This window comes from Kocuria sp. SL71, assembly GCF_026672465.1.
Classification (GTDB): Bacteria; Actinomycetota; Actinomycetes; order Actinomycetales; family Micrococcaceae; genus Kocuria; species Kocuria palustris.
The window spans coordinates 331,517-355,236 of record NZ_JAPPRE010000001.1; the positions used below are offsets into that span (position 1 = coordinate 331,517).

Below are 23,720 nucleotides of genomic sequence, written 5' to 3' on the forward strand. Positions count from 1 at the left end.
GCGGCCAGGCCGATCAGCAGGACCAGCAGCACGGGGCTGAAGGACAGGCCCCCGTCGCCGCTGTCGGAGGAGCCGCTGGTGCCCCCTGCGGCCTGGTCGAGGCCCTCGACGGCACCGGCCACCGCCCCGTCCCAGTCGTCGTCGGACAGCTCGGGGACGATCTCGTCCTGATAGATGCTGTCCTGCTCGTCGAGGCTGATGCCGCCGCCGTCGCCGGCCAGGAAGCGCGCCTCCCGATCTTCGGAGGCCACCGCCAGCAGGGCATCCGAGCTGCCCATCCCGCTGGCGAGCCAGGTCTGCTCGACCCATTCGTCGGCGGAGGCGGCATCTGTGAACTCGTCGACGATCACGACGCTGAGCGTGATGCCCTCATCCTGGGTGAGCTCGTCGATCTGCTCCTCGAGCCCGGCGGGATCCTGGAGGACGCCCGAGTCGTCGACGATGCGCTCGTCGCTGGGCAGGTCGACCGGCGGCTCCGCCCAGGCCGGGGAGGCCGCGCTGAGCACAGCGACGGCCCCGAGGGCGCAGACGATGCTGCGCTGTGCGGCACCGGATCGGCGGCTGGCCCTGCTGCTGTGCTGAGGCATGGTCTCCGTGGGGTCGGTCGCGTGCGGCGCGCACCGGAGCATCCGATGGACGAGGGCATCCGCGACGTGGTGTCGGTCACTCACCGGCGAGTATAGGTGCCCGGTGCGACGCCCCGAGGGCAGGGCAGTCGACGCACAGAGCTCGGACAGGCGGCTCCCAGGGGTCTCGTCCCGACACCCAGCGGTGTTCCAGGCATACGCTGGGTACTGTGGGCCGCGATGCGCGTGCGCGGGCCCGGCCTGCGCGGCCCGATCCGGGGCAGTTCCCGGACGGTCCGGGCGCATCCATCGACGAGAACTTCGCATGAGGAGCACTGGCTTGAGCAACGGCGCCGACACCCCCGTCCGGACGACCGCCGAGACGGCGGCACCGGATGGCAGCCGGGGCATCGGCCCCACGAGCCGGTCCCCCGGCTCCGACGGCGACGCCCGCGCACGGCCCGGCAGCCGATCGTCAGGCAGGATCCCCGCGCCGGGCAGCAGCACCCTGAGCAGCAGGGGAGCGATCAGCGGCAGACGGCAGGGCCGTACTCGTCCGGCTCGCAGGATTCCGGCTCGTCGACGCGACCCCAGGCGGAGGCGTCCTCGGCAGGCCCGTACGGACAGCCGGAGCCGCACAGCCCGTACTCGCAGCAGCCGCAGGCAGCGGGCTCTCAGGCCGGCTCCGGATTCGGCCCGGGGCACCAGGCCGGCGGCACCGATGCGCGGACCCGCCGCCGCGGCGGTGCCGGTCTGATCGCCGGCGGTCTGATCCTCTCCGCCCTGGTGGGGGCGGGGACCTACGCGGCCGTGGACACGGTCGCCGGCTCGGACGCCGCCTCCACAGCGGCGGCCTCGCGCGAGCTGATCGTCAACGACACCGACTCCGTCACGGAGATCACCGGCGCCGCGGCCAAGGCCTCGCCCTCGGTCGTGACGATCTCCTCGTCGGACGGCCAGAGCGCAGGCTCCGGTTCGGGGATCATCCTGGACGAGGAGGGCCACATCCTCACCAACACCCACGTGGTGACCATGGACGGGCAGTCCAGCGACCCGTCGATCGAGGTCCAGCTCTCGGACGGCACGGTGACCACTGCCGAGGTCGTCGGGACGGATCCGCTGTCCGATCTGGCCGTTATCAAGATCGACGAGGACGGGCTCGTGCCCGCCGAGCTGGGCAGCTCGTCCGATCTGAACGTGGGGGATACCGCGATCGCGATCGGCGCTCCGCTGGGGCTGTCCGGCACGGTCACCGACGGCATCATCTCCACCACCGATCGCACGATCGCCGTGGCCTCCTCCGCCGTGCCCGAGACCCCAGACGAGGGCGAGAGCTCGGAGGAGGACCAGGGCGGGGGCGGCTGGCAGGACTTCTTCTTCGACTACGGCCAGGGCGACTCCTCGCAGGGCCAGACGGAATCGGTGTTCCTCAACGTGATCCAGACCGACGCCTCCATCAACCCGGGCAACTCCGGCGGCGCGCTGGTCGACGTGGACGGGAAGGTCGTCGGCATCAACGTGGCGATCGCCTCGGCCTCGGGCGAGGAATCCGCCGGTGCAGGCAGCATCGGCGTCGGCTTCGCCATCCCGATCGATCAGGCCGAGCGCATCGCCCAGGAGATCATCGACACCGGCGAGGCCACCCACGGCTACCTGGGCGCCGGGGTCTCGGCGGCCGCGGCCGACGACGGCGAGAGCCGGACCTTCTCGAGGGCGCGCTCGTGCGCCCCGTCGAGGACGGCTCGCCGGCCGATGACGCCGGCCTGCAGGAGGGCGACATCATCCGCAGCTTCAACGGCCACACCACCCTCGATGCCGATGAGCTCACCGCCGCTGTGCGGGAGGTCCCGGCAGGCGGGAAGGGCGAGCTGGTCTACGAGCGCAACGGCCAGGAGAAGACCGTCGAGGTCACGGTCGGCAACGCGGCGGACGCCGACTGATCTGCGGCACCGGCCCCGGGCAGGTCAGCGCTCGTCCGGGTCGGTGCGCCGGAGCCGCCGCTCGGGTGCTGAGCGGCGGCTCGCCGTCTCACACGGCGCCGTCGAAGCCGTTCTGGCGCCAGGCCTCGTAGACGGCGATCGAGACGCTGTTGGCCAGGTTGAGCGAGCGGCGAGCCGGCAGCATGGGGATGCGGATCTCCTGCGTCACGTGTGGGTCCGCCTTGTGCTGCTCGGACAGCCCCACCGACTCGCGTCCGAACATCATGACGTCGTCGTCGCGCCACTGCACGGCGGTGTGGGAGGACGTGCCGGTGGTGGTGAAGGCGAAGACGCGCTGCGGTCGCAGCGCCTCCCACGCGGCTTCGAGATCGGCGTGGACGTGCATGCCCGCGAGGTCGTGGTAGTCCAGTCCGGCGCGGCGCAGCTTGGCGTCGTCGAAGTCGAAGCCCAGCGGCTCGACCAGGTGCAGCTCGGCACCCGTCACCGCCGAGAGGCGGATGACGTTGCCCGTGTTGCCGGGGATCTCGGGTTCCACCAGAAGCATGCGCACCATGGGCCCAGAGTCTACGGGCGCTGCGCGGCCTTCCGGACCCGGTAGCGCGTGAGCAGCATCGAGCCGTCGCGCAGCACCTGGGCCAGCTCGAGGCGCTGCGGGTCGATCGCCTCGCCCAGCAGGCCAGCCCGGGTCCGGCCGGCGAGCACGGGGACAGGCTCAGGTGCAGCTCGGAGATCCGCCCCGCAGCCATCCACGCCGCCAGCACCGTCGGACCGCCCTCGCTGTGGATCCGCTGCCAGCCGCGCCGGGCGAAGAGCTCATGGGCGGCCTGCGGATCAACGCCGCCGGTGCCGTCGTCGATCACCTCGACGTCGGCCACCTGCTCGAGGGCCTTCCTGCGCTGCGCGGAGGAGGCGGCACCGGTCAGGATCAGCGGCCGCACGGGAGCCTCGGCCAGGAAGTCCGAGGCCGGGTCGAGGTCCAGGCTGCGGGAGACCACCACGAGCACGGGGTGCTCGCTCATGCCGCGGGCTCGGCGCCAGGCGGCGGAATCGTCGTGGACCTGCAGGCCCCCGTAGCCCTCCTCGCGCAGAGTCCCTGCGCCGATCACCACGGCGTCGACGACGCCGCGCTGCACATCCATGAGCTTCTGATCGGCGGGCGAGGACAGTCCGCCGGAGACCGCGCCGAGCACCGCCGAGCCGTCGAGCGAGCTGATCATCATGGCCCCGGAGCCCTCGGAGGCATCGGGCCAGGTGCGCGCATAGTCCTCGCGCAGCTCATCGAGGCTCAGGAAGCCGGGCTCGGGCCAGACCCGCTCGAGTCCGCGGATATCCTCCGGCGCATCGGGATGCGTCATCGTGGTCCTTCCATGTTGTGCCGGGCCTCGACGGGTTCGCGCAGGCCCATGATCGTGGCCGCCATGTCCAGCGCCCGGCGTGCCTGGGCGGGCTCGTGCATGCGGAAGATCCGGGCGCCGTTCAGGGCGCAGACCACCGCTGCCGCCAGCGAGCCCTCGAGGCGCTGCTCGCGCGGCAGGCCCAGGGATTCGCCCACGAAGTCCTTGTTCGACACCGCCGCCAGCGTGGGATGGCCCAGGCTCGTGATCTCGCCCAGGCGCCGGGTCAGCTCGAGCGAGTGGACGGTGGTCTTGTGCAGGTCGTGGCCGGGATCGATGATCAGCCGGTCCGCCGCGATGCCGTGCTGCAGCGCGTGGTCGATCCGCCGGGCCAGGAACTCGCGCACCTCGGCGACCACGTCGTCGTAGCGCGGATTCGGCACCGGTGTCCGGGGGCCGCCGGGACCGGTCAGGGAGTGGGTGACGATCACGTGGGCGTCGTGGTCGCGGACCGCCTCGGCCATCTCGGGATCGGAGAGCCCGGTGGTGTCGTTGACCACGTGCGCGCCGGCGGCCAGGCAGGCGTCGGCCACCGACGCGTGGAAGGTGTCGACCGAGAGGATCAGACCGGGGCGCAGCTGCGCCAGCTGCTCGATCACCGGGACCACGCGATCGGCCTCGACCCTCGGATCCAGGGCCTCGCCCGGGGCGAAGGGCACGCCGCCGACGTCGACCCAGTCCGCGCCGTCCTCGCGCGTGGCGCTCCCCGGCGGCCACGGCGGCCTCGAGCCCGAAGGTCCGGCCCCGGTCGTAGAACGAGTCGGGGGTGCGGTTGACGATGCCCATGACCAGCAGGTCGCGGCGGAAGTCGATCCGCCGCCCGGCCAGGCTGCGCACCGGATGCCGCAGGGCGGGCACCCCGTCGGCGGGGTTCGGGGCACGGAGCTCGGTGCGGCGGTCACATCGGTCACGGTAGCCCGTCGGGGCGGCTCCCTACACTGGCCGCGTGTCCGATCCGCAGCCCCCCGCCCAGCCCGCCGGGCCCGTCTACCTCGATCACGCCGCCACGCACCCGGTCCTGCCGGCGCAGCCCGTGCCGTGCACGAACAGCTGCTGCGCGGCGGCAACCCGTCCTCGCTGCACGCCTCCGGGGCGCCGCCCGCCGCGTGCTGGAGGAGTCCCGGGACGCGATCGCGGCAGCCCTGGAGACCGATCCGGTCGAGGTCATCCTGACCTCGGGCGGCACCGAGGCCGACAACCTGGCCGTGAAGGGGCTGTGGGAGGCCCGGACCGCGCAGGACCCGAGCCGACGCCGGGTGATCGTCTCGAGCATCGAGCATCCTGCGGTCCAGGAGCCAGCCGAGCACCTGTCCCAGCACTGCGGCGCGCAGCTCGAGGTGCTGGAGGTCGATGAGCTCGGCCGCACGGATCCCGCCCAGCTGAAGGCGATGCTCGCCCGCGATCCGGGATCGGTGGCCCTGGTGGCCGTGATGTGGGCGAACAACGAGGTCGGCACCGTCCAGCCGATCGCCGAGCTGGCGGAGGTCTGCGCCGAGTTCCAGGTCCCGCTGCACGTGGATGCCGTCCAGGCTCTGGGGGCCCTGCCGATCAGCTCGCGGCTGCCCGGGCTGACCACGATTGCGGTCTCCGGGCACAAGATCGGCGCCCCGGTCGGAAGCGGCGCACTCGTGGTGGGGCGCGCAGCGCAGATCCGCCCGCTGCTGCACGGCGGCGGACAGCAGCGCGGGCTGCGCCCCGGGACCCTGGATGCTGCCGGTGCGGCCGGGTTCGCGGCGGCGGTGCGGGAGGCCACGGCTGATCTGCCGGAGCAGGCGCGGCGTCTGGCGCAGCTGCGCGACCGCCTCATCGACGGCATCCGGGCGGACGTGCCCCAGGCCGTGCTGCGGGGACCGCTGGATCGGCCTCACTCCGGGCTGCGCCTTCCCGGCAATATCCATTTCACCTTCCCCGGCTGCGAGGGCGACTCCCTGCTCTTCCTGCTGGATGCGGCCGGATTCGCCACCTCGACCGGGTCTGCCTGCACAGCCGGGGTGCCGCGTCCGTCGCGGGTGCTGCTGGCCATGGGACTGGATGAGCGCACGGCCCGAGGCGCCCAGCGCTTCACCCTGGGGCGGGGCAGCACCGAGGCCGACGTCGACGCCCTGGTCGCGGCCCTGCCGCAGATCCACGCGCGCCCTGGCCGCAGGGCTCTCCGGCGCCTGAGCCGGCGCCCGACCGTCGTCGGGCAGCCCGGTGCGGCTCCGGGCGGACACGGCTGCCGTCGCACCGCTACCCTGGAGGGGCGATCCGGCGGTCCCGCCGGTCATCGAGCACCCCGAAGCACTGTGAGGAGATCCCCATGCGCGTCCTGGCAGCCATGTCCGGGGGAGTGGACTCCGCCGTCGCGGCGGCGCGCGCCGTCGAGGCCGGGCACGACGTCACCGGCGTGCACCTGGCCCTGAACCGCATGCCCGGCACGCTGCGCACGGGTTCGCGCGGGTGCTGCACCGTGGAGGACTCGAACGACGCCTGGCGGGCGGCCGAGAAGCTGGGCATCCCGTTCTACGTGTGGGACTTCTCCGAGCGCTTCCAGGCCGATGTGGTGGACGACTTCATCAGCGAGTACGCCGCCGGGCGCACCCCGAACCCCTGCCTGCGCTGCAACGAGAAGATCAAGTTCGAGGCCCTGCTCGACAAGGCCATGGCACTGGGCTTCGACGCCGTGTGCACCGGCCACTACGCGTCCGTGATCGAGGTCGACGGCCGCCCCGAGCTGCACCGGGCCGCCGAGGACGCGAAGGACCAGTCCTACGTGCTGGGCGTGCTCGACGAGCAGCAGCTGCGCCACTGCCTCTTCCCGCTGGCGCCCACTCCCTCCAAGGCGCTCGTGCGCGAGGAGGCACAGCGCCGCGGACTGTCGGTGGCCGCCAAGCCGGATTCGCACGACATCTGCTTCATCCCCGACGGCGACACCCGCGGCTGGCTGGCCGAACGGGTCGAGATGCGTCCCGGGGCGATCGTCGACGACGACGGCCGGCAGCTCGGCAGCCACGACGGCGCGCTGGCCTACACCGTCGGCCAGCGCAGGGGCCTGCACCTGGGCACTCCGGCCCCCGACGGCAAGCCCCGCTTCGTCCTGGAGATCCGGCCCAAGACCGACGAGGTCGTGGTGGGCCCGCGGGAGCACCTGGCGGTCGACGAGATCCGGGGCATCCGCCTGTCCTGGGCCGGTCGCCCCTTGCCCGAGTTCGAGCGCTTCCAGCAGGATGCCCGGACCAGCGCGGGCCGGGTCTCCGAGGAAATCGAGGTCCAGGTCCAGGTGCGGGCCCACGGCGAGGCCCTGCCCGGCCAGGCTCGGCTCGAGGACGCCGAGGACGACGGGCAGCTGCGCACCGAGCTGGTGCTCGAGCTCGACGAGCCCCTGAGCGCGGTGGCCCCGGGGCAGTCGGCCGTCGTCTACCAGGGCACCCGCGTGCTCGGGCAGGCCACGATCGCCTCCGCCCAGGCCGCTTCCCGGGCCTCCTCGCCCGCCCGCTGACCTAGGATCGAGACCATGAGCTCCGACGATCAGACCGCCAGCGCCCCGCGCCCGGCCGAGTCCCTCGGCACCGAAGAGGTCCTCGCCCAGCTGCGGGCCATGCGCGGCACCATCGACAACCTCGACGCCGTGCTCGTCAACGTCCTGGCCGAGCGCTTCAAGGCCACCCAGCGCGTGGGAGAGCTCAAGGCGGCCAACGACCTTCCGGCAGGGGACCCCGAGCGCGAGTCCCAGCAGATCGAGCGGCTGCGCCGTCTGGCCCAGGACGCCGAGCTGGATCCGGAGTTCGCGCAGAAGATCCTCAGCTTCATCATCAGCGAGGTCATCCGCCATCACGAGCGCATCGCGGAGGAGCACCGCGCGGGAACCGAGCGGTGAGCGCACGATCCTCCGAGACGGCCGTCCTGCCTCAGGAGCCGACGCGCACGCGCGCCACGGTCGTGGGCGGACTGCCCGGCACCAGCGCGGTGGAGGCCTTCACGGTCATGCGCGGCGAGCTCGGGCGCCGCATCGCAGCGGGCTGCTGCCGCTGCCCCAGCGCTCGGACGTGGCCGATGACCTGCCGCGCACGGTCGCCGTGCTCACCGAGCTGTGGTGCGACCTGCAGCCGCACGGCTGGCGCCTGCAGCGCCACGACTCCAAGGAATCCCGGGCCGCCCGATCCCTGCTGGCCAGCGACCTCAATGTGCTGGCCGATGTCATCGGCGCCGAGTCCGACGGCGACCTGGAGCCGGTCACCACGCAGCTGCTGGGCCCGACCGCCCTGGCCGCCCGTCTGCACCTGCACGGCGGCGAGCGAGTGCTGCGCGATCACGGCGCTCGCCGGGACCTGGTCGACTCGCTGGCAGACGGCCTCGGCGAGCACCTCTCAGCGCTGCGCCAGTCGATCGGCCCGCGGGGGATCGTCGTGCGCCTGGCCGAGCCCGAGCTGCTGCGCGTGCTCGAGGGTCGGATCCCCACCGCCAGCGGCTATCAGACCCTGCGGGCCGTGCCGTGGTCGGAGGTCCGCGAGGGCTCGAGCGCGTGGTCGAAGCCGCGCGGTCCGCCGGGGCGCTCAGCGTCGAGCTGCAGCTTCCGGAGGGCCTGGAGCCGGCGCGGGCCCTGGGGGTCGGCGCGGACCGGATCGTGGTGTCCGCCCCCGGTCCCAGCGCTCGCGACTGGGAGTCGCTGGCCGAGATCCAGGACTCGGGCACGGACCTGTGCCTGCTGCTGCCGCACCTGGTCGAGGGCCTGTCCCGGCCGTCGTCGACCTCGCGCGAGGTCGAGGCGATCGTCCGGCCGATCAGCGAGGTCGGCATGCCGTTGAAGGAGCTGTCGCGGCTGATGGTCGCGGTCGGCCCAGGGCTCGAGGAGCTGGCCCCCGACCGGCTGCAGTCCGTGCTCGGCCGCGTCGCGGACATCGCCCGAGGGCTCGAGGACACCGCCCGGGAGGCGTGAGCTCGAGCGGGCGCGTCGTCGGGCGGATCCGCATCGGCCACGCTTCCGCGGCTGGGGTGCCCGCCTGCGGGCGGCAGAGCTGACATGATGGACGGGAGCCCACCCTCGCACGACCAGCACGCCGCGCTGCCGCAGGGATCCGGGCAGATGTCGCGAAGCAGAGAGGCGATCCGGTGGCCAAGGCAAAGATCCTCGTGGTGGATGATGACGCAGCACTGGCGGAGATGATCGGCATCATCCTCAACGCCGAGGACTACGAGACGATCTTCTGCGCCGACGGAGCCGAGGCCGTGGAGGCCTTCCGCCAGGCCGAGCCGGATGTGGTGCTGCTCGATCTGATGCTGCCCGGCAAGGACGGCATCCAGATCTGCGGCGAGATCCGGGAGTTCTCGGACACCTCGATCGTGATGCTGACCGCCAAGTCGGACACCGACGACGTCGTGCGCGGCCTGGAGGCCGGGGCCGACGACTACATCCCCAAGCCCTTCAAGCCCGCCGAGCTGCTGGCCCGCGTGAAGGCGCGGCTGCGCCCGGGCTCGCGCGCCACCTCGACCGAGCTCGTGGTCGGCGACGTCACCGTGGACATCACCGGCCACCGCGTGCTGCGCGGACAGGAGGAGATCGCCCTGACCCCGCTCGAGTTCGAGCTGCTGGCTACCCTGGCGCGCTCGCCCGAGCAGGTCTTCACCCGCGACATGCTGCTGCGCCAGGTGTGGGGCTACCACAACGCCGCCGACACCCGCCTGGTCAACGTCCACGTCCAGCGGTTGCGCTCCAAGGTCGAGCGCGACCCCGAGAACCCGCAGATCATCGTCACCGTGCGCGGCGTCGGCTACCGGGCCGGGCACGAGCACCGCTGAGAACCTCCCAGAACCCCCTCGTCATGACCGACCCCTCCTCCACCGGCGCCCACGGCTCGTCCGCGGTCGCCGGCGCGCGCCCGGACGACGAGTCCGTGGCGGGCTCGGCGGGACCCACGCTTCCTGTGGGAGTCGTCGATGTCCCCGGACAGGAGACGGTCGTCCATACCGACCCCCGCGCCGCACGCAGGCGGCGGCGCCGGTACCGCGGACCCATCGGCGGGGCGCGCCTGCGCCTTCGGCTGGTGCTGCGGCGCTGGCGGCACTCCCTGCAGTTCCGTGCCGTGTCGATCGCGCTGGTCGGGGCGCTGATCGTCTTCCTGGTCACGGGCAGCTTCCTCTCGCACCAGATCTCCGAGCGGCTGTTCAACGACACCCTGGGCCAGGCGCTGAGCCAGTCCGAGGCCGACTACCGCAGCGTGCAGGCCAGCTTCGATGCCTCCGAGGGCGGCGACCAGGCGCAGCTGCAGACCCTCGTGTCCTCCACCCTGAGCGGGCTGGACTCCGGCAGCGACCGGGCGCGCAGCCGCTGGGTGCTGCTGCCGCTGCACGACGAGGACGACAGCGGCGACGACTCGCTCCCGCCCCAGTCGGAGAAGCCGTGGCTGGGCGAGCAGACCATCCCGGCGGAGCTGCAGGAGGAGGTCGCCGACAGCGTGGGCGTGGACGAGGGCATGTACTGGCAGTCCGGCTCGGCGCAGATCGACGAGAACGGACCCTCCGTGCCCGTCGTGATCGTCGGCCAGGTCGTGGAGCCGAGGCAGGGCTCGCCGTACGGGCTCTACTTCGTCCACGACTTCTCCCAGCCCCAGCGCACCCTGGATGCCATGCACGCGGTGCTGGTTCTGGCCACGCTGGTCCAGGCGCTGCTGGTCTCGGGAGTGGTCTGGTACGTGACCCGCGAGATCGTGCGCCCGGTGACCTACACGGCCCGGTCCTCCGAGTCGCTGGCCGACGGCAACCTCGATGCCCGCATGGAGGTCCACGGCTCGCACGAGGTCGCCCGGCTGGGCCGATCGTTCAACCGCATGGCCGACAACCTCGCGGATCAGATCACCCGCCTCGAGCAGCTCTCGTCCATGCAGCAGACCTTCGTCTCGGACGTCTCCCACGAGCTGCGCACGCCGCTGACCACGGTCCGCATGGCCGCCGAGGTCCTGCACAATGCGCGCGACGACTTCGACCCCGTCAACCGGCGCTCCGCGGAGCTGCTGTACCACCAGGTCGACCGCTTCGACGTCCTGCTCGCCGACCTGCTCGAGATCTCCCGCTTCGACGCCGGTGCGGCGCGCCTGGAGATCACCGGGGTCAACATCATCCAGCAGATCACCGGGGTGCTCGAGACCGCCGCCCCCCTGGCCGCCAATGCCGACACGGTGATCCGCGTGCACGCCGACCGCCAGCGGATCCTGGTGCAGATGGATCAGCGCCGCATCGAGCGGATCCTGCGCAACCTGGTGGTCAACGCGATCGAGCACGGCGAGGGCCGCCCGATCGACATCGTCGTGCGCGCCTCGGGCACCGCGGTGTCCGTGGCGGTGCGCGATCACGGCATCGGGCTCACCGAGGAGCAGACGGCCAAGGTCTTCGACCGCTTCTGGCGTGCGGACCCGGCGCGCGCCCGCACCACGGGCGGCACGGGGCTGGGGCTGTCGATCGCCGCCGAGGACACTCGTCTGCACGGCGGCTGGCTCGACGCCTGGGGCTCGCCCGGACAGGGCGCCTGCTTCCGGCTGTCCCTGCCGCTGCTGCAGTCGCGCCCGCTGTCCGAGGACGACGAGCCGCCCGTCGAGCTGCCGCCGGATCCGGAGTCCATGCCGGTCGTCGGCGTGGTGACGGACACCGGGACCATGGTCGTCATCCCGCTGGACCAGGACTCGGTGGTCTCGCGCTCCACCGGGCAGCTGCAGCTCGCGCAGATCCGTCGCGCGGCCGATGAGGCCGAGGACGAGGAGGAGCAGACCGCTCCCGAGGCGTCCCGGACTCCGGAGCAGGACGGGGCGCAGGCTTCCGGACCGGCGCCTTCGGGGGCGGCGCACGAGTCGATCGGCGGGACGTTCGTGGGGGCCTCGGCGGCCGGTCGCTCGGAGGGCGGCCCGCGCTTCACGCCCGTGGGGTCCGAGGCCTCCGGCGCGCCGAGCGATCCGACAGGCGGGCACGGCGACGGCTCAGGCATGCGCAGCGGCGCGCTCGACGGCGGACGCAGCGCCCCTCTGCCTGATGAGCAGATCGGCGGCACGGCCTTCCGCGATGCTCCGGCTCCCGATCAGCCGCCCGCCTACTTCGAGGAGGACGACCTGGACGAGTCCTACGAGGACCTGTTCCCGGATGACACCGGCGAGCTCCCGGCCTTCCGCGAGCTGCCGGAGCAGCTGCCCGATCCCGAGCGCCGCGGCTCCGAGCCGGCCGATCCGGAGGGCCCCCATGACGACGACGCCGATGGAAGGAGCTCGTCATGAGCCAGGACATCCCCGATCCGCGGGCAGCAGGTGCGCGCGGCTCGCGCGCTCGCCTGGCGCTGTCCATGGGCGTCGTCGGCTCCCTGGTGCTGGGCGGCTGCGCGTCGATCCCCACGTCCGGTCCCGTGCACGTGGCCGAGCCGCCAACGTCCTCGACCACCGAGTCCGCCGAGCCGGAGTTCGCTGCTCCTGCCCCCGGGGCGAGTCCCGAGCAGATCGTGACCGACTTCCTGGCAGCCGGACAGGGCGCCGCGGAGGACTACGCCGCGGCTCGCCGGTACCTGGCTCCGGAGCTGGCCGACAGCTGGCGCCCCGGGCAGCAGACCTATGTGTTCTCCGGAGAGGCGGGGATCCAGCAGGGGCTCGAGGACGACCAGGTCCGCGTGAGCGTGGACACCCGCGCCCAGATCGACATCAACGGGATCATGAACCGGCAGGAGCCCGGCTCGACCGATGAGTTCGATCTCGAGCTCACCCAGGTCGACGGCGAATGGCGCATCTCCTCGGCCCCGGACGCCGTGCTCATCCCGGCCACGAACCTGGACGACGTCTATCAGCCCTACAACCTGTACTTCATGGAGCCGGGCGGCGAATACGCCGTGCCGGACCCCCGCTGGTTCCCGGATCGGCCCGTGGTCTCCACGCAGCTGATGCGCGCGCTGATCAACGGCCCGGCTCCCTACCTGGACGGTGCCGTGCGCTCCCACATCCCGGAGGGAGCCGAGCTCGCAGAGGGCTCCACGGTGCCCATCCAGGACGGGGAGGCCTCGGTCGAGATGACCATCCCGGACTTCAGCACCGCTGATCTGGAGACCACGCAGGGCATCTACGGGCAGATCATGCTCACGCTCCAGGACCTCGAGTCGGTCGACAGCGTCGCGATGTCCGTCAACGACTCCGTCGTGGAGCTGGCACCCGATGAGGCCGCCGACCTGCCTTCCACCGTCGCCTCCGTGCCCGGGCGACAGATCGCCCTGCGCGACGAGGAGCTCGTGTTCCACCAGGGCGGGCAGATCAGCCCGGTGCCCGAGCTCGCTGATGCCCTCGAGGGGCGCTCGCCCGCCGCGCCGGCCATGAGCCGGGAGATGGATCAGTTCGCGGCGCTGGCCGACGACGCCGAGACCATGGTGACGTTTTCCTCGGCCGCTCCCCGGCCGGTGGACCGCGTCAGCGGCTCCGGGCTCACGGATCCGTCCGTGGATCAGCACGGCTGGGCCTGGACCGCCGACGACGAGGGAGCGATCAGCACCGCGAGCATCGACGAGCCCGGCCGCCCGGCCCTGCAGGTGCAGGCGGATTCGCTGGAGGGCGTCCCGATCGCCAGCCTGCGAGTCTCCCGCGGAGGCACCCGTGCCCTCATCCTCACCGACGAGGGCGACGACTCCCGGATCCTGTTGGCCGGCATCATCCGCCGCGGCGATGGCGAGCCCGTGCGGCTCAACGACCCGCAGCTGGTGGATCTGGACGCCGTCGAGCCTCCGGCCTACGCCGCCTGGATCAGCGATTCGGCCTTCGTCGTGGCAGCCGAGCGGGACTCCAGCAGCACGCCGGAGGTCTATGACGTCTCGGGTCGCCACCGCAGCCTGCCGACCGTGGTCGACGGCGTGCAGAACATCGCCGGCGGCGACGGCGACGGCGAGATCTACGTGGAGAGCGACGGCGAGCTGCGCCTGCTCACCGGCGAGGCCTGGTCGCCGCAGACCGACGAGGTCTCGGACGTCGCCTACGCCGGCTGAGCCGCCGCCGGGTCGTCCGGGCTCCACAGGCCGTTTCGCCTCCGCTGCGCGGGCCGCGGGAGTCGCGGGGCGCCACGAAGGCGGTCCGGGTCCTCTGCCGATCAGAGATCCTGCCGCCGTGAGCCAGCCCGTGAGTCGTCGAGCCCGGTCCGGGCGCAGCAGCAGCGCGGCCTCTGGGAAGTCCCTGGAGCTGCGCCTGGCCCGGGCGGGCCAGGTCGCCCTTCGAGGGATCGAGCCTCTCGTGCCGGTCCAGTGCGCGGTGTGCCGGGAGCCGGGGGAGTCGGTGTGCCGTCCCTGTCGTCGCCTGCTGCACCGAAGCTGCTCGCGACCGCGCCGGGTGGAGACCGGCGCCGCTCAGCTCGGCGGGCTGCCGGTCGTGGCCGCTGGGTCGTACGAGTTCGAGCTGGCGGTGTGCCTGATGGCCTTCAAGGACGGCGGGCGGTCCGATCTGCTTCCCGTGCTCGCACCGGTCCTCGCTCGCGCCGTGCGCGCCGGGCTCGGGGAGGACTCTGCGGATCAGGTCCTCGTGCCGATCCCCACGTCCGCTCGAGCGCTGCGGCGCCGGTGGTCCGATCCGGTGGGCGAGCTGCTGGCAAGGGCGGGGCGCGAGGGCCTGCTGCCGGCAGGCGCGCGGATCGAGCCGTGGCTCGCCCACCGATCGCGCACGGCAGGGGCCGCTCTGCACCTCGGGCCCGCGCCGTGGACGGGGTCGCAGAAGACCCGCGACGCCGCCGGACGAGCACGTGCCGAGGACCCGTTCGTGCTGCAGCGCCCGGGGCGGCGGCTGCGCTCGCCGGTGCCGGTCTCGGCGGTGCTCGTCGACGACGTCCTCACCACGGGCTCCACACTGCGCCGGGCGGCGCGCCGGCTCGAGGCGGGCGGCATCGAGGTGCGGGGCGCCGTCGTGCTGGGCGCGGTGGGCGCGCCCTCAGCGCAGACCGCAAGGTCGGCGCGCGAATCTCCGGAGGCCGGTGGATGAATCGCAGGTGTGAGCCGGGTAATATCCTGTTACCGGGACCCCTCGTCCCGGGTGGGGGTCGCCCTCGTCGGCCTCCGCAGGGTCTACCACGGACTGTCCCCCGTCCTGCGGGAGCCGGTCCGCTGACTGGGAGGACATCATGGAACTCACCATCCAGGGCCGGAACGTCACCATCTCCGATCGCTTCCGCGAATACGTCGAGACCAAGGTGACGAGGTTCGAGGAGCTGGGCGACAAGGTCCAGCGGATCGAGATCAAGGTCCTCAAGGAGAACCCCCAGCCCGGCCACGACGGCATGCGTGTCGAGGCCACCGTCATCGGCCGCGGACCCGTGGTGCGCGCCGAGGCCCGCGGCGATGACAAGCAGGCGGCCTTCGACTCCGCCTACGCCAAGCTCATCGAGCAGCTGCGCCGCGCGCGCGATCGCCGCAAGATCCACCGCGGCAACCACCGCCCCACCGCCGTCCACGAGGCCACCGCCGCCCTTCCGGTCCTGCCGATCAGCGACCGCCCCTACGCGTCCCCGGAGGAGCTCTCGGCGGCGGAGTCCGAGGCCTTCGACACCGAGTACGCGCTGAGCGAGGACGTCCCGCCCGTCGAGATCCGCCGCAAGAGCTTTCCGGCAGAGCGGATGAGCGCGGACCAGGCCATCGACCGCATGGAGCTCGTCGGGCACGACTTCTTCCTCTACATCGACTCGGCCACGGACGAGCCCTCCGTGGCCTACCGCCGAAAGGGCTGGGAATACGGTGTGATCTCCCTCAGCGCCTCCGTCGCCGAGCCGGAGACCGTGGAGGAGAGGGCCTACCAGGCCAGCTGAGCGGAACCCCCCCCGCCGGGCCGCGGGCTCGGCCTGGAAGCCGCTCGTGCGGACTTCGCGCTCAGCGCACCGCAGACGCGACCGGAGGACTCCCGGTCGCGTCTGCGCTCATGCGCCCTGCCGTAGACTGTCCTGAGTCGCCGGCCGACCCCACGGCCTCGGACCGGGGAGCTCGTCGCGGGAGGTCCCGTGCCGTGCCTCGGATCGACCACGGCGATGCAGCCCCCACGATCAAGGAGCGTGTGCCAGTGGCGTCCATCCTGGAGAAGGTGCTCCGGACCGGCGACAAGAAGGTCCTGCGCCGCCTGCGGTCCTATGCCGATGCGATCAACACGCTCGAGGACGGCTTCAGAAAGTTCACCGACGCCGAGCTGCGTGCGGAGACGGACGCATTCCGCCAGCGCCTCGAGGACGGCGAGTCCCTGGACCGCATGCTCCCGGAGGCCTTCGCCGTGGTCCGCGAGGCGTCGCACCGCGTGCTGGGCAAGCGCCATTACGACGTCCAGCTCATGGGCGGGGCCGCGCTGCACCTGGGCAACATCGCCGAGATGAAGACCGGCGAGGGCAAGACCCTGGTGGCCACCGCGCCCGCCTACCTCAATGCGCTGTCCGGCAAGGGTGTCCACGTCATCACGGTCAACGACTACCTGGCCTCCTCCCAGGCGGAGCAGATGGGCCGCGTCTACCGCTTCCTGGGCATGGAGACCGGCACGATCCTGGCGGGCCAGTCCCCGGATGTCCGCCGCAAGCAGTACGCCGCGGACATCACCTACGGCACGAACAACGAGTTCGGCTTCGACTACCTGCGCGACAACATGGCCTGGTCGGTAGACGAGCTGGTGCAGCGCGGGCACAACTTCGCGATCGTCGACGAGGTCGACTCGATCCTCATCGACGAGGCCCGCACCCCGCTGATCATCTCCGGTCCGGCCTCCGGCGAGGCCAACCGCTGGTACTCGGTCTTCGCCTCGCTCGTCGAGCGGCTGGAGCTGGACGAGGACTACGAGGCCGACGAGAAGAAGCGCACGGTCTCCGTGCTGGAGCCCGGCATCGACAAGGTCGAGGACTGGCTGGGCATCGAGAACCTCTACGACACCTCCAACACGCCGCTGATCGGTTTCCTGAACAACGCCCTGAAGGCCAAGGAGCTCTTCGCCCGAGACAAGGACTACGTCGTGGTCAAGGGAGAGGTCCAGATCGTCGACGAGCACACCGGACGCATCCTGAAGGGCCGTCGGTACAACGAGGGCCAGCACCAGGCGATCGAGGCCAAGGAGAAGGTGAAGGTCAAGCCCGAGAACCAGACCATGGCGACCATCACCCTGCAGAACTACTTCCGCCTCTACGACAAGCTCGGCGGCATGACCGGCACCGCCGAGACCGAGGCGGCCGAGTTCATGAACACCTACGAGCTCGGCGTGGTGGCCATCGAGACCAACCGGCCCATGGTCCGCGAGGACCGGGAGGATCTGGTCTACAAGAACGAGGTCGTGAAGTTCGCGGCCGTGGTCCAGGACATCGAGCAGCGCCATGAGACGGGCCAGCCCATCCTGGTGGGTACCACGTCGGTGGAGAAGTCCGAGTACCTCTCCAAGCTGCTGTCCAAGCGGGGCATCCGGCACGAGGTCCTCAACGCCAAGAACAACGAGCGCGAGGCCGCCATCGTGGCCCAGGCCGGGCGCAAGGGCTCCGTCACGGTGGCGACCAACATGGCCGGTCGCGGCACGGACATCATCCTGGGCGGCAATGCCGAGGCCATCGCCATGGAGCGCATGAAGGAGCTCGGCCTGGACCCGGACCGGGACCCGGAGGGCTACGAGCAGAAGTGGCCCGAGATCCTGGAGGCCGCGGAGCAGGAGATCGGCGACGAGCACGAGACGGTCAAAGAGCTCGGCGGGCTGTACGTGCTGGGCACGGAGCGCCACGAGTCCCGTCGCATCGACAACCAGCTGCGCGGGCGCGCCGGCCGTCAGGGCGACCCCGGCGAGTCGCGCTTCTACCTGTCCCTGAACGACGACCTCATGCGCCTGTTCAACGCCGGCGGCGCCTCTCGCCTGATGGCCAACGCCGCGGAGGACACCGCACTGGAGTTCCGGATCGTCTCCCGGGCGATCGCCTCGGCGCAGAACATGGTCGAGGGCCGCAATGCCGAGCAGCGCAAGAACGTCCTGAAGTACGACGACGTCCTGAACCGCCAGCGCACCGCGATCTACGCCGACCGCCGCCGGATCCTCGAGGGCCACGACCTCCAGGATCAGGTGCAGCAGTTCCTCCGGGAGGTCGTGGGCTCGATCGTGGTCGAGAAGACCAGCTCGGGGCACCCCGAGGACTGGGACCTTGACGCGCTGTGGGAGGCCCTGCGCACGGTCTACCCGGTCTCGGTCTCCCAGGACGAGCTGATCGAGGAAGCGGGCGGGCGCGACAAGCTCAGCACCGAGTTCCTGCGGGAGCAGCTGGTCTCGGACGCCGAGGTCGTCTACGAGGAGCGCGAGGAGCAGATCGGCTCCGAGGCCATGCGCAACCTCGAGCGCCGAGTGGTGCTCTCCGTGCTGGGCCGCAAGTGGCCGGAGCACCTCTACGAGATGGACTATCTCAAGGACGGCATCGGGCTGCGCGCCATGGCTCAGCGCGATCCGCTGGTCGAGTACCAGCGCGAGGGCCACATCATGTACCAGAACCTGATGGACGGCATCCGCGAGGAGACGGTGACCTACCTCTTCTCGGTGGATCTCAGCTCGCAGCGCGCCAACGCCGGCGGCGGACCGCTGGGGGCCGGGCTGCCGAAGCAGCCCAAGTTCCTCCAGTACTCCGCACCCAGCGAGAGCGGACGCGCCCAGGTGCGCACCGAGCGCAGCGGCGCGAAGTCCTCCGAGGCCTCCTCCCGGGGATCGGCAGAGGCCTCGGCTCCGACCGCGTCGTCGGTCTCGGATCCGGCGGCCTCCGGCGGCGAGGCCCCGGCCCAGCCGCGATCGCGCGCCGAGCGCCGTGCCGCAGAGGCCAAGGCCGCGCGCGAGGCCAAGAAGCGGGCGTCGTCCGAGGACTGAGGACGTTGCGCCCATGAGGGACGGTCCGGGCAGGTCGGAGGGGCCGGGCGGAGGCGAGTGCCTCCGCCGGCCCCTCTTCCGTGCTCGGGCGGCCCCGCAGGGATGGTTCAGCCGACCTCCAGGACCGTGATGCGCCAGGCCTGCTCCTGCCGCTCGGCCCGCACCACGACCGCGCGGGAGCGGGCGTCGTCGCAGATGACCAGGGCTGCCTCGTAGATTCCGGCGTCCACGGCGCACACGCGCTGGCTGCGGACCTCCGAGTGCTGATGCACGCGGTGCACGGGCGCCTCAGCGGGTTCCAGAGCTCTGCGCCTCTGCAGGAGGACGGCTCGGCGATGAAGACGATCCACGATCTCCGGCTCGGCCCAGCGGGCGAGCTGCCTGGCGGGCCGGGCGCCGGCCAGGACCTCGACGGCAGCGACGGCGACGGCTCGGATCAGAGCCGTGGCGCGCTCGCGCTCGGTGCCAGGTGCGCTCGGTCGCGGAGCTGTGCGCTGCTGCTGACGCCAGACGTACGGGCGGGCCGTGCCTGGTGCGGCGGTGCGATCCCCGGTGCGCGGGGTCGGCGGGCGGTGCGAGGTGATGGGCATGGCGGACTCCTGGGGCAGTCAGGGACGGAAGGGCGGGTGGAAGAGACGGCAGCGGGGCGGGGCCGGGCCGGTGACAGCGTCTCGAGCGGGCCGGGCCGGTCGGTCTCACTGCTCGGGCAGCAGCTGCGGCGGGACCTGCAGGACGGTCCCGGCGGCCACCTGATCCGGGTCCCGGATCTGATCGGCGTTGGCCTCCCACAGCAGAGGCCAGGACCGGGCGATCTCCGCCGCCGAGGCATCGGGCCCCAGCAGCTGACCGGTCAGCGACCACAGGCTCTCTCCGCTGCGCAGGACCAGCGTGGCCTGGGCCAGGCGGTCCTGGATCCGCTCCGGCGAGGTCTGCGGCGGAGACGCATGCACGATGGGTGCGGACTCTGCGGTCGCGACTCCGGTGGGTGCTGCGTCGAGGGCGCCGGGCATCGTCGCAGCGCTCCACAAGGGGCTCACCGGCGAGCCGACCGCGGTGCGGGGGGCTCTGGACCGGCAGATCGCTGGCGCTCTCGCGCTGCTCGTCAGGTGCCGGGGCCTCGACCTGCGCGTCTGCGGAGGCGGGGGCCGCCCAGGCGCTCGCGGCGGCACCGCCGGCCAGGAGCAGGACGGTCCCGGTGCCCAGACCGCGCCGGGCGGACGAGCCGTGAGACCGGCCGGATGCGCTGAGTCCGGCGGTGGATTCGACGGGCGGCGGGGGAGCGAAGCGGGCTGCGCACTGCACCGACATGGTTGCCTCCAGGCGTCATGGTCACCTGCTCTGCGCACCCCGCCCGAGCCGGAGGCCCGGAGCGTCAGATCCTCTCGGATGCTGCCATTTGATGCCATCTGGTGACCTTTGATGCTTATAGCTTCCAGTAGGGCGCCTCAGGTGTCAATCAACGATGATTCTCAATATGAAGTGCCGAGAAGGGATGTCTTTCGTAGACTCCGGGCAGGTCGGTCCACGGCTGGTCGCAGTGGCCTGCCGCGGGCGGGGCGTTCGGGAGACGGGGGAGCCGATGCGCTGGGATGAGCTGTTCGCTGACATGGAAGCGCAGCTGGCGGCCGAGCGCTTCCGGGACGTGGAGCGGGAGGCGGCCGAGCTGACTCGCGCCGAGACCGCGGAGGCGCTGCTGCAGGACCGGTTCCTGGGCTGCGAGGGCGCAGCGGTCCATGTGGGGCTGCGAGGGGGCTCGTCGGTGCGCGGCGAGGCGGCCGGTGCCGGGATGGGCTGGGTCATGCTCGACGGCTCCGCGGTCCAGCTGCTGATCCCGCTGGAGTCGGTGCTGTGGGTCGAGGGGCTGGATCGGCGTCGCGGCGATCCGCAGCGCCGCAGCCGACTCGGGCTGGGACAGGCGGTGCGGGCGCTGGCGCAGGCCAGGGCGGGGGTGCGGGTGATCCTGGTCGACGGCGTGCCGGGGGCAGCGCTGGAGGGGACGATCGACCGGGCCGGGCGCGATCACCTGGATCTGGCGATGCATCCGGATGACGAGTTCCGGCGTCGTCGGGCGGTGCGCGCCATGCGGACGGTGCCCTTCTCGGCGATCGCCTGCGTGGTCTCGGACGCTGCGGCGGCCGGGCGCGCCTGAGGCCTCAGTCCAGGGAGGCGCCCGCGCGCACGGCTTCGGCGGTCTCCTGGTGACGCTTCTCGATCCACTGCTCGAAGCGCGCCTTCTCGACCCGCCATTGACCGCGGCCGCCGACCTGGATGGCCGGAAGCTCGCCCGAGCGGACCATGGCCCGGGCCTGGGAGGCCGAGATCGCCAGAATGTCGGCGACATCGGCCAGGGTGAGGAACTGCGGCTCTGCCATGGTGATCTCCTGAGATTCCGGGGTCGGGGCCAAGGCCGGCTGCGGCCGTGGACATTGTGCCATCCAGTGCGCTGACGTGGGCAGAGGCTGTGGATGAGCCGCCTTGAGGCGGTTCGCCCCCGGATGATGCGCACTGCCGTGGAGAGGCATGCAGTTCGTGCCGTCTGAGCGCAGTTGAAGTCATCGAGTCGTCCACAGTTCCAGTCGAGGTCTCCCGGGCGGGCCCTCGCCGGGTCACGATGAGCACCGGATCGGTCCGCTCGCAAGCGCGCATGGCCGATCGCAGCGCCACGGACGGCCCGCGGCGCTGTGCCGAGTCCAGGAGGCGAACGTGCTCAGATCCGGTTCGACCACGACATCCCGAAGCGCCTCGGGCGCCTCGAGCACCGCGACGGCCGGACGGCTGCGTCGTCCCGGCTGGCGCGAGCCTCGGCTGCTGGTCGGGCTGGGGCTCGTCGTGGTGGCGATCGCCGCCACGACCGCCACCGTGACCTACGGCGATGCCACGGAGTCCTTCGCCGTGGCCGATCGGGATCTGGAGGTCGGTCAGACCGTCACGGCCGAGGACCTGCGCACCGTCGACCTGCGGCTGGAGTCCACGGGCGAGCAGTATGTGGCCGGGGCGCAGCAGCTGCACGAGGGCTCGGTCGTGCTCCAGCGCGTTCCGGAGGGGCAGCTGATCCCCACGGAATCCCTGGGGCGGCAGGAGGACATCGACCGTCGTCCCATCGGGATCCCGCTGGCCACTCCGCTTCCGTCGGGAACCGCGCCCGGGGACCACGTGGACATCTGGGCCTCCCAGCGCGATCGGACCGGCGGGCAGTGGGACGAACCGGTGCAGATCCTGGAGGGGGCGGAGCTCGCCGGCGTGGAGGAAACCGCCGGCGGGCTGGCCGCTGACGACGACGCCACCGCCCAGGTGCTCGTGGACTCCGCGGACGTGGAGGCGGTCGTGGGGGCGCTGTCCGGCGAATCCAGGATCACGCTGGTGCCGCACCTGGGCGGCGGACGATGAGCCTTCCGATGGCCTGCCTCGGCCAGCAGGCGGATCTGCTCGGGCAGGAGGTCGACCGGTTGCACGGGCCGGTGACGCTCGTGCGCCGCTGCGGGGACCTGGTCGAGCTGCTGGCCGTGGTGCGCTCGGGCCTGGCACTGGCCGTTCTGGTGGACTCCGATGAGCCCGAGCTGACGGCACCGGCCCTGGATGCGCTGCACCGCGACGGCGCCGTGGTGGCCGTGGTCGTCCACGAGCCGCTCGTCGCCGTGCTCGACGGGGCGGAGGCAGAGGACGCGCCGGATGACCGCCTGGCCCACGACGCCCACGCTCCTGCCTCCGATGCCATCGACTGGCAGCGCCTCGGTGCGCTCGAGGTCCCTGCCCAGCTTCCGGCGCGACAGATCGCCCAGCGCCTCCTGGAGGCTGCTGAGGGGCCGCGCTTCCGCCCCGGCGATCCGCCGTTGATGCTCGGCGGCGACGAGGTCGTGGGCGTCGTCGACCCTGGCAGGGGCGCGCCCGGGCAGTCCGAGGGGAGCGGCAATCGGCTCGATCCCGATCATGAGGATGCAGAGGCCGCATGGCACCGCCTGCTCGAGGGGCCCGAGCAGACGGTGGGCCTCGACGCTTCGAGCGGTCTGCCTCCTCGAGGGCGCGTGGTCGTGGTCTGGGGACCACACGGCTCCCCGGGTCGGTCGACGGTGGCGATCAACCTGGCGGCGGAGCTGGCCCAGCAGGGCGTGGAGACCACCCTCGTGGACCTGGACACCTGGGGCCCGTCCACGGCGGCGCTGCTGGGGCTGCTCGACGAGACGGCCGGCGTCGCCCTGGCCTGTCGAGCCGCGGACCGGGATCGGCTGAGCCCGGAGGCCCTCGAGCGGGCGGCCGTGGAGGTCCAGGTGGGCCGCGGCCGGCTCATGGTGCTGACCGGAATCACGCGCCCCGAGCGCTGGCCTGAGCTGCGCGCCGGCAGCGTGCGCCGGCTGCTGCGCGCCTGCCAGCACATGCCCCGGGCTCTTCAGCTCGCCGACGGCTCCCGTGCCGCCCCGTCGCGCGGGCCAGCGCCGGTGATCGTGGTCGACGTCGGGGCGAGCCTGGAGGAGGACGAGGAGCTGGTCTCGGAGATCGAGATGCCGCGGCGATCGGCGGCCACCACGGCCGCGCTGGCCGAGGCCGACCTGGTGCTGGCCGTCTGCTCGGCCGAGGTGCTCGGGATCCCGCGTGCGGCCCGGGCGCTTCCGGGACTGCTCGAGCTCACGCCGGCCCCGGTCATGCTCGTGGCCAACCGGGTGCGACGCTCTGCCGCCGGAAGCTCGCCCCGGGCCGCCCTGAAGGAGGCATGGGCGGCCATCGGTGCACCGGGGCAGTGGGACGCCCACCTGTCCTGGGAGCCGAAGACCGTGGATGCGGCGGCCCTTGCCGGCTCCGTGCTGGCAGAATCCGCGCCGTCGTCGAGCCTGCGCGCGCAGCTGCGTGATCTGGCCGGCTCGGTGCTGCGCCGCCTGGACGGAGATCTGGGCCCTGAGCAGGATGCGGAGGAGATCGAGGACGTCCGCGGAACCCGTCTGGGACGGGCCGTGGGAGGCTGGCTGCGCCGGTGATAGCCTCGAAGCCGCGATCCTGTGCGGGCAATGCCGCCCG

The 23,720-nt window shown here is 72.2% G+C and carries 22 protein-coding genes and 3 pseudogenes; 15 read left to right on the top strand and 10 right to left on the bottom strand.

Going from position 1 to position 23,720, the window contains the following annotated elements; genetic code table 11:
* Positions 1–152: 152 nt before the first annotated feature.
* Positions 153–893, bottom strand: a pseudogene (locus OVA15_RS13350) (TPM domain-containing protein); the annotation flags it as partial.
* Between OVA15_RS13350 and OVA15_RS01595 the strand changes: the two are divergent.
* Positions 807–2,048: pseudogene (locus tag OVA15_RS01595) on the top strand (S1C family serine protease); the annotation flags it as partial. The pseudogenes OVA15_RS13350 and OVA15_RS01595 sit on opposite strands and share 87 nt — an antisense overlap.
* Here OVA15_RS01595 and OVA15_RS01600 read toward each other — a convergent pair.
* A complete protein-coding gene (locus tag OVA15_RS01600) occupies positions 1,949–2,152 on the bottom strand; it encodes a hypothetical protein (RefSeq protein WP_268142667.1) in 204 nt (67 codons plus the stop codon). The pseudogene OVA15_RS01595 and the gene OVA15_RS01600 sit on opposite strands and share 100 nt — an antisense overlap.
* Between OVA15_RS01600 and OVA15_RS13190 the strand changes: the two genes are divergently transcribed.
* A complete protein-coding gene (locus tag OVA15_RS13190) occupies positions 2,114–2,506 on the top strand; it encodes a PDZ domain-containing protein (protein ID WP_326493299.1) in 393 nt (130 codons plus the stop codon). The two genes, OVA15_RS01600 and OVA15_RS13190, sit on opposite strands and share 39 nt — an antisense overlap.
* 88 nt (positions 2,507–2,594) lie before the next feature.
* Here the strand turns inward: OVA15_RS13190 and OVA15_RS01610 are convergent, their stop codons facing one another.
* The 4 genes and pseudogenes from OVA15_RS01610 to folP form a co-directional block, all read right to left on the bottom strand.
* Positions 2,595–3,059 (bottom strand): tRNA (cytidine(34)-2'-O)-methyltransferase, encoded by a 465-nt coding sequence (locus OVA15_RS01610; protein ID WP_024290877.1) that lies wholly within the window; start codon positions 3,057–3,059, stop codon positions 2,595–2,597.
* Between the two features lie 11 nt (positions 3,060–3,070).
* A complete protein-coding gene (locus tag OVA15_RS01615; RefSeq protein WP_268142671.1) occupies positions 3,071–3,208 on the bottom strand; it encodes a hypothetical protein in 138 nt (45 codons plus the stop codon).
* Positions 3,209–3,267: 59 nt separating this feature from the next.
* Positions 3,268–3,861, bottom strand: a pseudogene (locus OVA15_RS13355) (dihydrofolate reductase family protein); the annotation flags it as partial.
* Positions 3,858–4,559 (bottom strand): dihydropteroate synthase, encoded by a 702-nt coding sequence (gene folP, locus OVA15_RS01620; RefSeq protein ID WP_326493251.1) that lies wholly within the window; start codon positions 4,557–4,559, stop codon positions 3,858–3,860. The gene folP and the pseudogene OVA15_RS13355, both read right to left, overlap by 4 nt.
* 447 nt (positions 4,560–5,006) lie before the next feature.
* Between folP and OVA15_RS01625 the strand changes: the two genes are divergently transcribed.
* From OVA15_RS01625 to OVA15_RS01635, 3 genes are read left to right on the top strand one after another with little or no spacing between them, the layout of a single operon-like run.
* On the top strand, positions 5,007–6,302 hold the full coding sequence (locus tag OVA15_RS01625) for a cysteine desulfurase family protein (RefSeq protein ID WP_326493252.1): 1,296 nt from the start codon (positions 5,007–5,009) through the stop codon (positions 6,300–6,302).
* Positions 6,200–7,378, top strand: a complete 1,179-nt coding sequence (gene mnmA, locus OVA15_RS01630; protein WP_268142673.1) for a tRNA 2-thiouridine(34) synthase MnmA — start codon at positions 6,200–6,202, stop codon at positions 7,376–7,378. The genes OVA15_RS01625 and mnmA overlap by 103 nt, the downstream gene beginning before the upstream one ends.
* Positions 7,379–7,393: 15 nt before the next feature.
* Complete coding sequence (locus OVA15_RS01635; protein WP_006215319.1) at positions 7,394–7,756, top strand: chorismate mutase; 363 nt, start codon at positions 7,394–7,396, stop codon at positions 7,754–7,756.
* 31 nt (positions 7,757–7,787) lie between these two features.
* Here the strand turns inward: OVA15_RS01635 and OVA15_RS01640 are convergent, their stop codons facing one another.
* Positions 7,788–8,243, bottom strand: coding sequence for a hypothetical protein (locus OVA15_RS01640; RefSeq protein ID WP_268142676.1), 456 nt, complete (start codon positions 8,241–8,243; stop codon positions 7,788–7,790).
* Between the two features lie 158 nt (positions 8,244–8,401).
* On the opposite strand from OVA15_RS01640, the gene OVA15_RS01645 reads away from it, so the two are divergent.
* From OVA15_RS01645 to secA, 7 genes are all read left to right on the top strand, one after another.
* Complete coding sequence (locus OVA15_RS01645; protein WP_268142678.1) at positions 8,402–8,815, top strand: hypothetical protein; 414 nt, start codon at positions 8,402–8,404, stop codon at positions 8,813–8,815.
* 173 nt (positions 8,816–8,988) lie between these two features.
* Positions 8,989–9,675 (top strand): MtrAB system response regulator MtrA, encoded by a 687-nt coding sequence (mtrA, locus tag OVA15_RS01650; protein ID WP_006215317.1) that lies wholly within the window; start codon positions 8,989–8,991, stop codon positions 9,673–9,675.
* 23 nt (positions 9,676–9,698) lie between these two features.
* Positions 9,699–12,134: an MtrAB system histidine kinase MtrB gene (gene mtrB / locus OVA15_RS01655; protein WP_268142680.1), complete on the top strand. Its 2,436-nt coding sequence runs from the start codon at positions 9,699–9,701 to the stop codon at positions 12,132–12,134.
* Positions 12,131–13,870, top strand: a complete 1,740-nt coding sequence (locus OVA15_RS01660; RefSeq protein WP_268142682.1) for an LpqB family beta-propeller domain-containing protein — start codon at positions 12,131–12,133, stop codon at positions 13,868–13,870. Before mtrB ends, OVA15_RS01660 begins: the two co-directional genes overlap by 4 nt.
* Positions 13,871–13,988: 118 nt before the next feature.
* Entirely contained in the window at positions 13,989–14,849 is an 861-nt protein-coding gene (locus tag OVA15_RS01665; RefSeq protein ID WP_268142684.1) for a ComF family protein, read from the top strand.
* 139 nt (positions 14,850–14,988) lie between these two features.
* Positions 14,989–15,669, top strand: coding sequence for a ribosome hibernation-promoting factor, HPF/YfiA family (gene hpf / locus OVA15_RS01670; RefSeq protein WP_024290868.1), 681 nt, complete (start codon positions 14,989–14,991; stop codon positions 15,667–15,669).
* 248 nt (positions 15,670–15,917) lie between these two features.
* On the top strand, positions 15,918–18,713 hold the full coding sequence (gene secA, locus OVA15_RS01675) for a preprotein translocase subunit SecA (protein WP_268142687.1): 2,796 nt from the start codon (positions 15,918–15,920) through the stop codon (positions 18,711–18,713).
* Positions 18,714–18,820: 107 nt separating this feature from the next.
* Here the strand turns inward: secA and OVA15_RS01680 are convergent, their stop codons facing one another.
* A complete protein-coding gene (locus OVA15_RS01680; RefSeq protein WP_268142689.1) occupies positions 18,821–19,303 on the bottom strand; it encodes an Rv3235 family protein in 483 nt (160 codons plus the stop codon).
* 105 nt (positions 19,304–19,408) lie between these two features.
* Positions 19,409–19,723, bottom strand: coding sequence for a LysM peptidoglycan-binding domain-containing protein (locus OVA15_RS01685; protein WP_268142691.1), 315 nt, complete (start codon positions 19,721–19,723; stop codon positions 19,409–19,411).
* A 596-nt stretch (positions 19,724–20,319) separates the two neighbouring features.
* Here OVA15_RS01685 and OVA15_RS01690 point away from each other — a divergent pair.
* The gene (locus OVA15_RS01690) at positions 20,320–20,862 is read left to right on the top strand and encodes a hypothetical protein (protein WP_157796658.1); all 543 of its coding nucleotides are present in this window, start codon (positions 20,320–20,322) and stop codon (positions 20,860–20,862) included.
* 4 nt (positions 20,863–20,866) lie between these two features.
* Here the strand turns inward: OVA15_RS01690 and OVA15_RS01695 are convergent, their stop codons facing one another.
* Entirely contained in the window at positions 20,867–21,085 is a 219-nt protein-coding gene (locus tag OVA15_RS01695; protein WP_006215308.1) for a helix-turn-helix domain-containing protein, read from the bottom strand.
* Positions 21,086–21,416: 331 nt separating this feature from the next.
* Between OVA15_RS01695 and OVA15_RS01700 the strand changes: the two genes are divergently transcribed.
* Positions 21,417–22,100, top strand: coding sequence for an SAF domain-containing protein (locus tag OVA15_RS01700; RefSeq protein ID WP_206389945.1), 684 nt, complete (start codon positions 21,417–21,419; stop codon positions 22,098–22,100).
* Between the two features lie 8 nt (positions 22,101–22,108).
* Positions 22,109–23,680, top strand: a complete 1,572-nt coding sequence (locus tag OVA15_RS01705) for an AAA family ATPase (protein WP_206389946.1) — start codon at positions 22,109–22,111, stop codon at positions 23,678–23,680.
* The last annotated feature ends 40 nt before the right edge of the window (positions 23,681–23,720 follow it).

Coding starts and splice junctions, on each gene's coding strand:
- OVA15_RS01600 (WP_268142667.1), bottom strand. CDS start 2,152: ATGGCGAAGCCGACGCCGATGCTGCCTGCACCGGCGGATTCCTCGCCC.
- OVA15_RS01610 (WP_024290877.1), bottom strand. CDS start 3,059: ATGGTGCGCATGCTTCTGGTGGAACCCGAGATCCCCGGCAACACGGGC.
- mnmA (WP_268142673.1), top strand. CDS start 6,200: ATGCGCGTCCTGGCAGCCATGTCCGGGGGAGTGGACTCCGCCGTCGCG.
- OVA15_RS01635 (WP_006215319.1), top strand. CDS start 7,394: ATGAGCTCCGACGATCAGACCGCCAGCGCCCCGCGCCCGGCCGAGTCC.
- mtrB (WP_268142680.1), top strand. CDS start 9,699: ATGACCGACCCCTCCTCCACCGGCGCCCACGGCTCGTCCGCGGTCGCC.
- OVA15_RS01660 (WP_268142682.1), top strand. CDS start 12,131: ATGAGCCAGGACATCCCCGATCCGCGGGCAGCAGGTGCGCGCGGCTCG.
- hpf (WP_024290868.1), top strand. CDS start 14,989: ATGGAACTCACCATCCAGGGCCGGAACGTCACCATCTCCGATCGCTTC.
- OVA15_RS01680 (WP_268142689.1), bottom strand. CDS start 19,303: ATGCCCATCACCTCGCACCGCCCGCCGACCCCGCGCACCGGGGATCGC.
- OVA15_RS01685 (WP_268142691.1), bottom strand. CDS start 19,723: ATGCCCGGCGCCCTCGACGCAGCACCCACCGGAGTCGCGACCGCAGAG.
- OVA15_RS01690 (WP_157796658.1), top strand. CDS start 20,320: ATGGAAGCGCAGCTGGCGGCCGAGCGCTTCCGGGACGTGGAGCGGGAG.
- OVA15_RS01695 (WP_006215308.1), bottom strand. CDS start 21,085: ATGGCAGAGCCGCAGTTCCTCACCCTGGCCGATGTCGCCGACATTCTG.
- OVA15_RS01705 (WP_206389946.1), top strand. CDS start 22,109: ATGGCCTGCCTCGGCCAGCAGGCGGATCTGCTCGGGCAGGAGGTCGAC.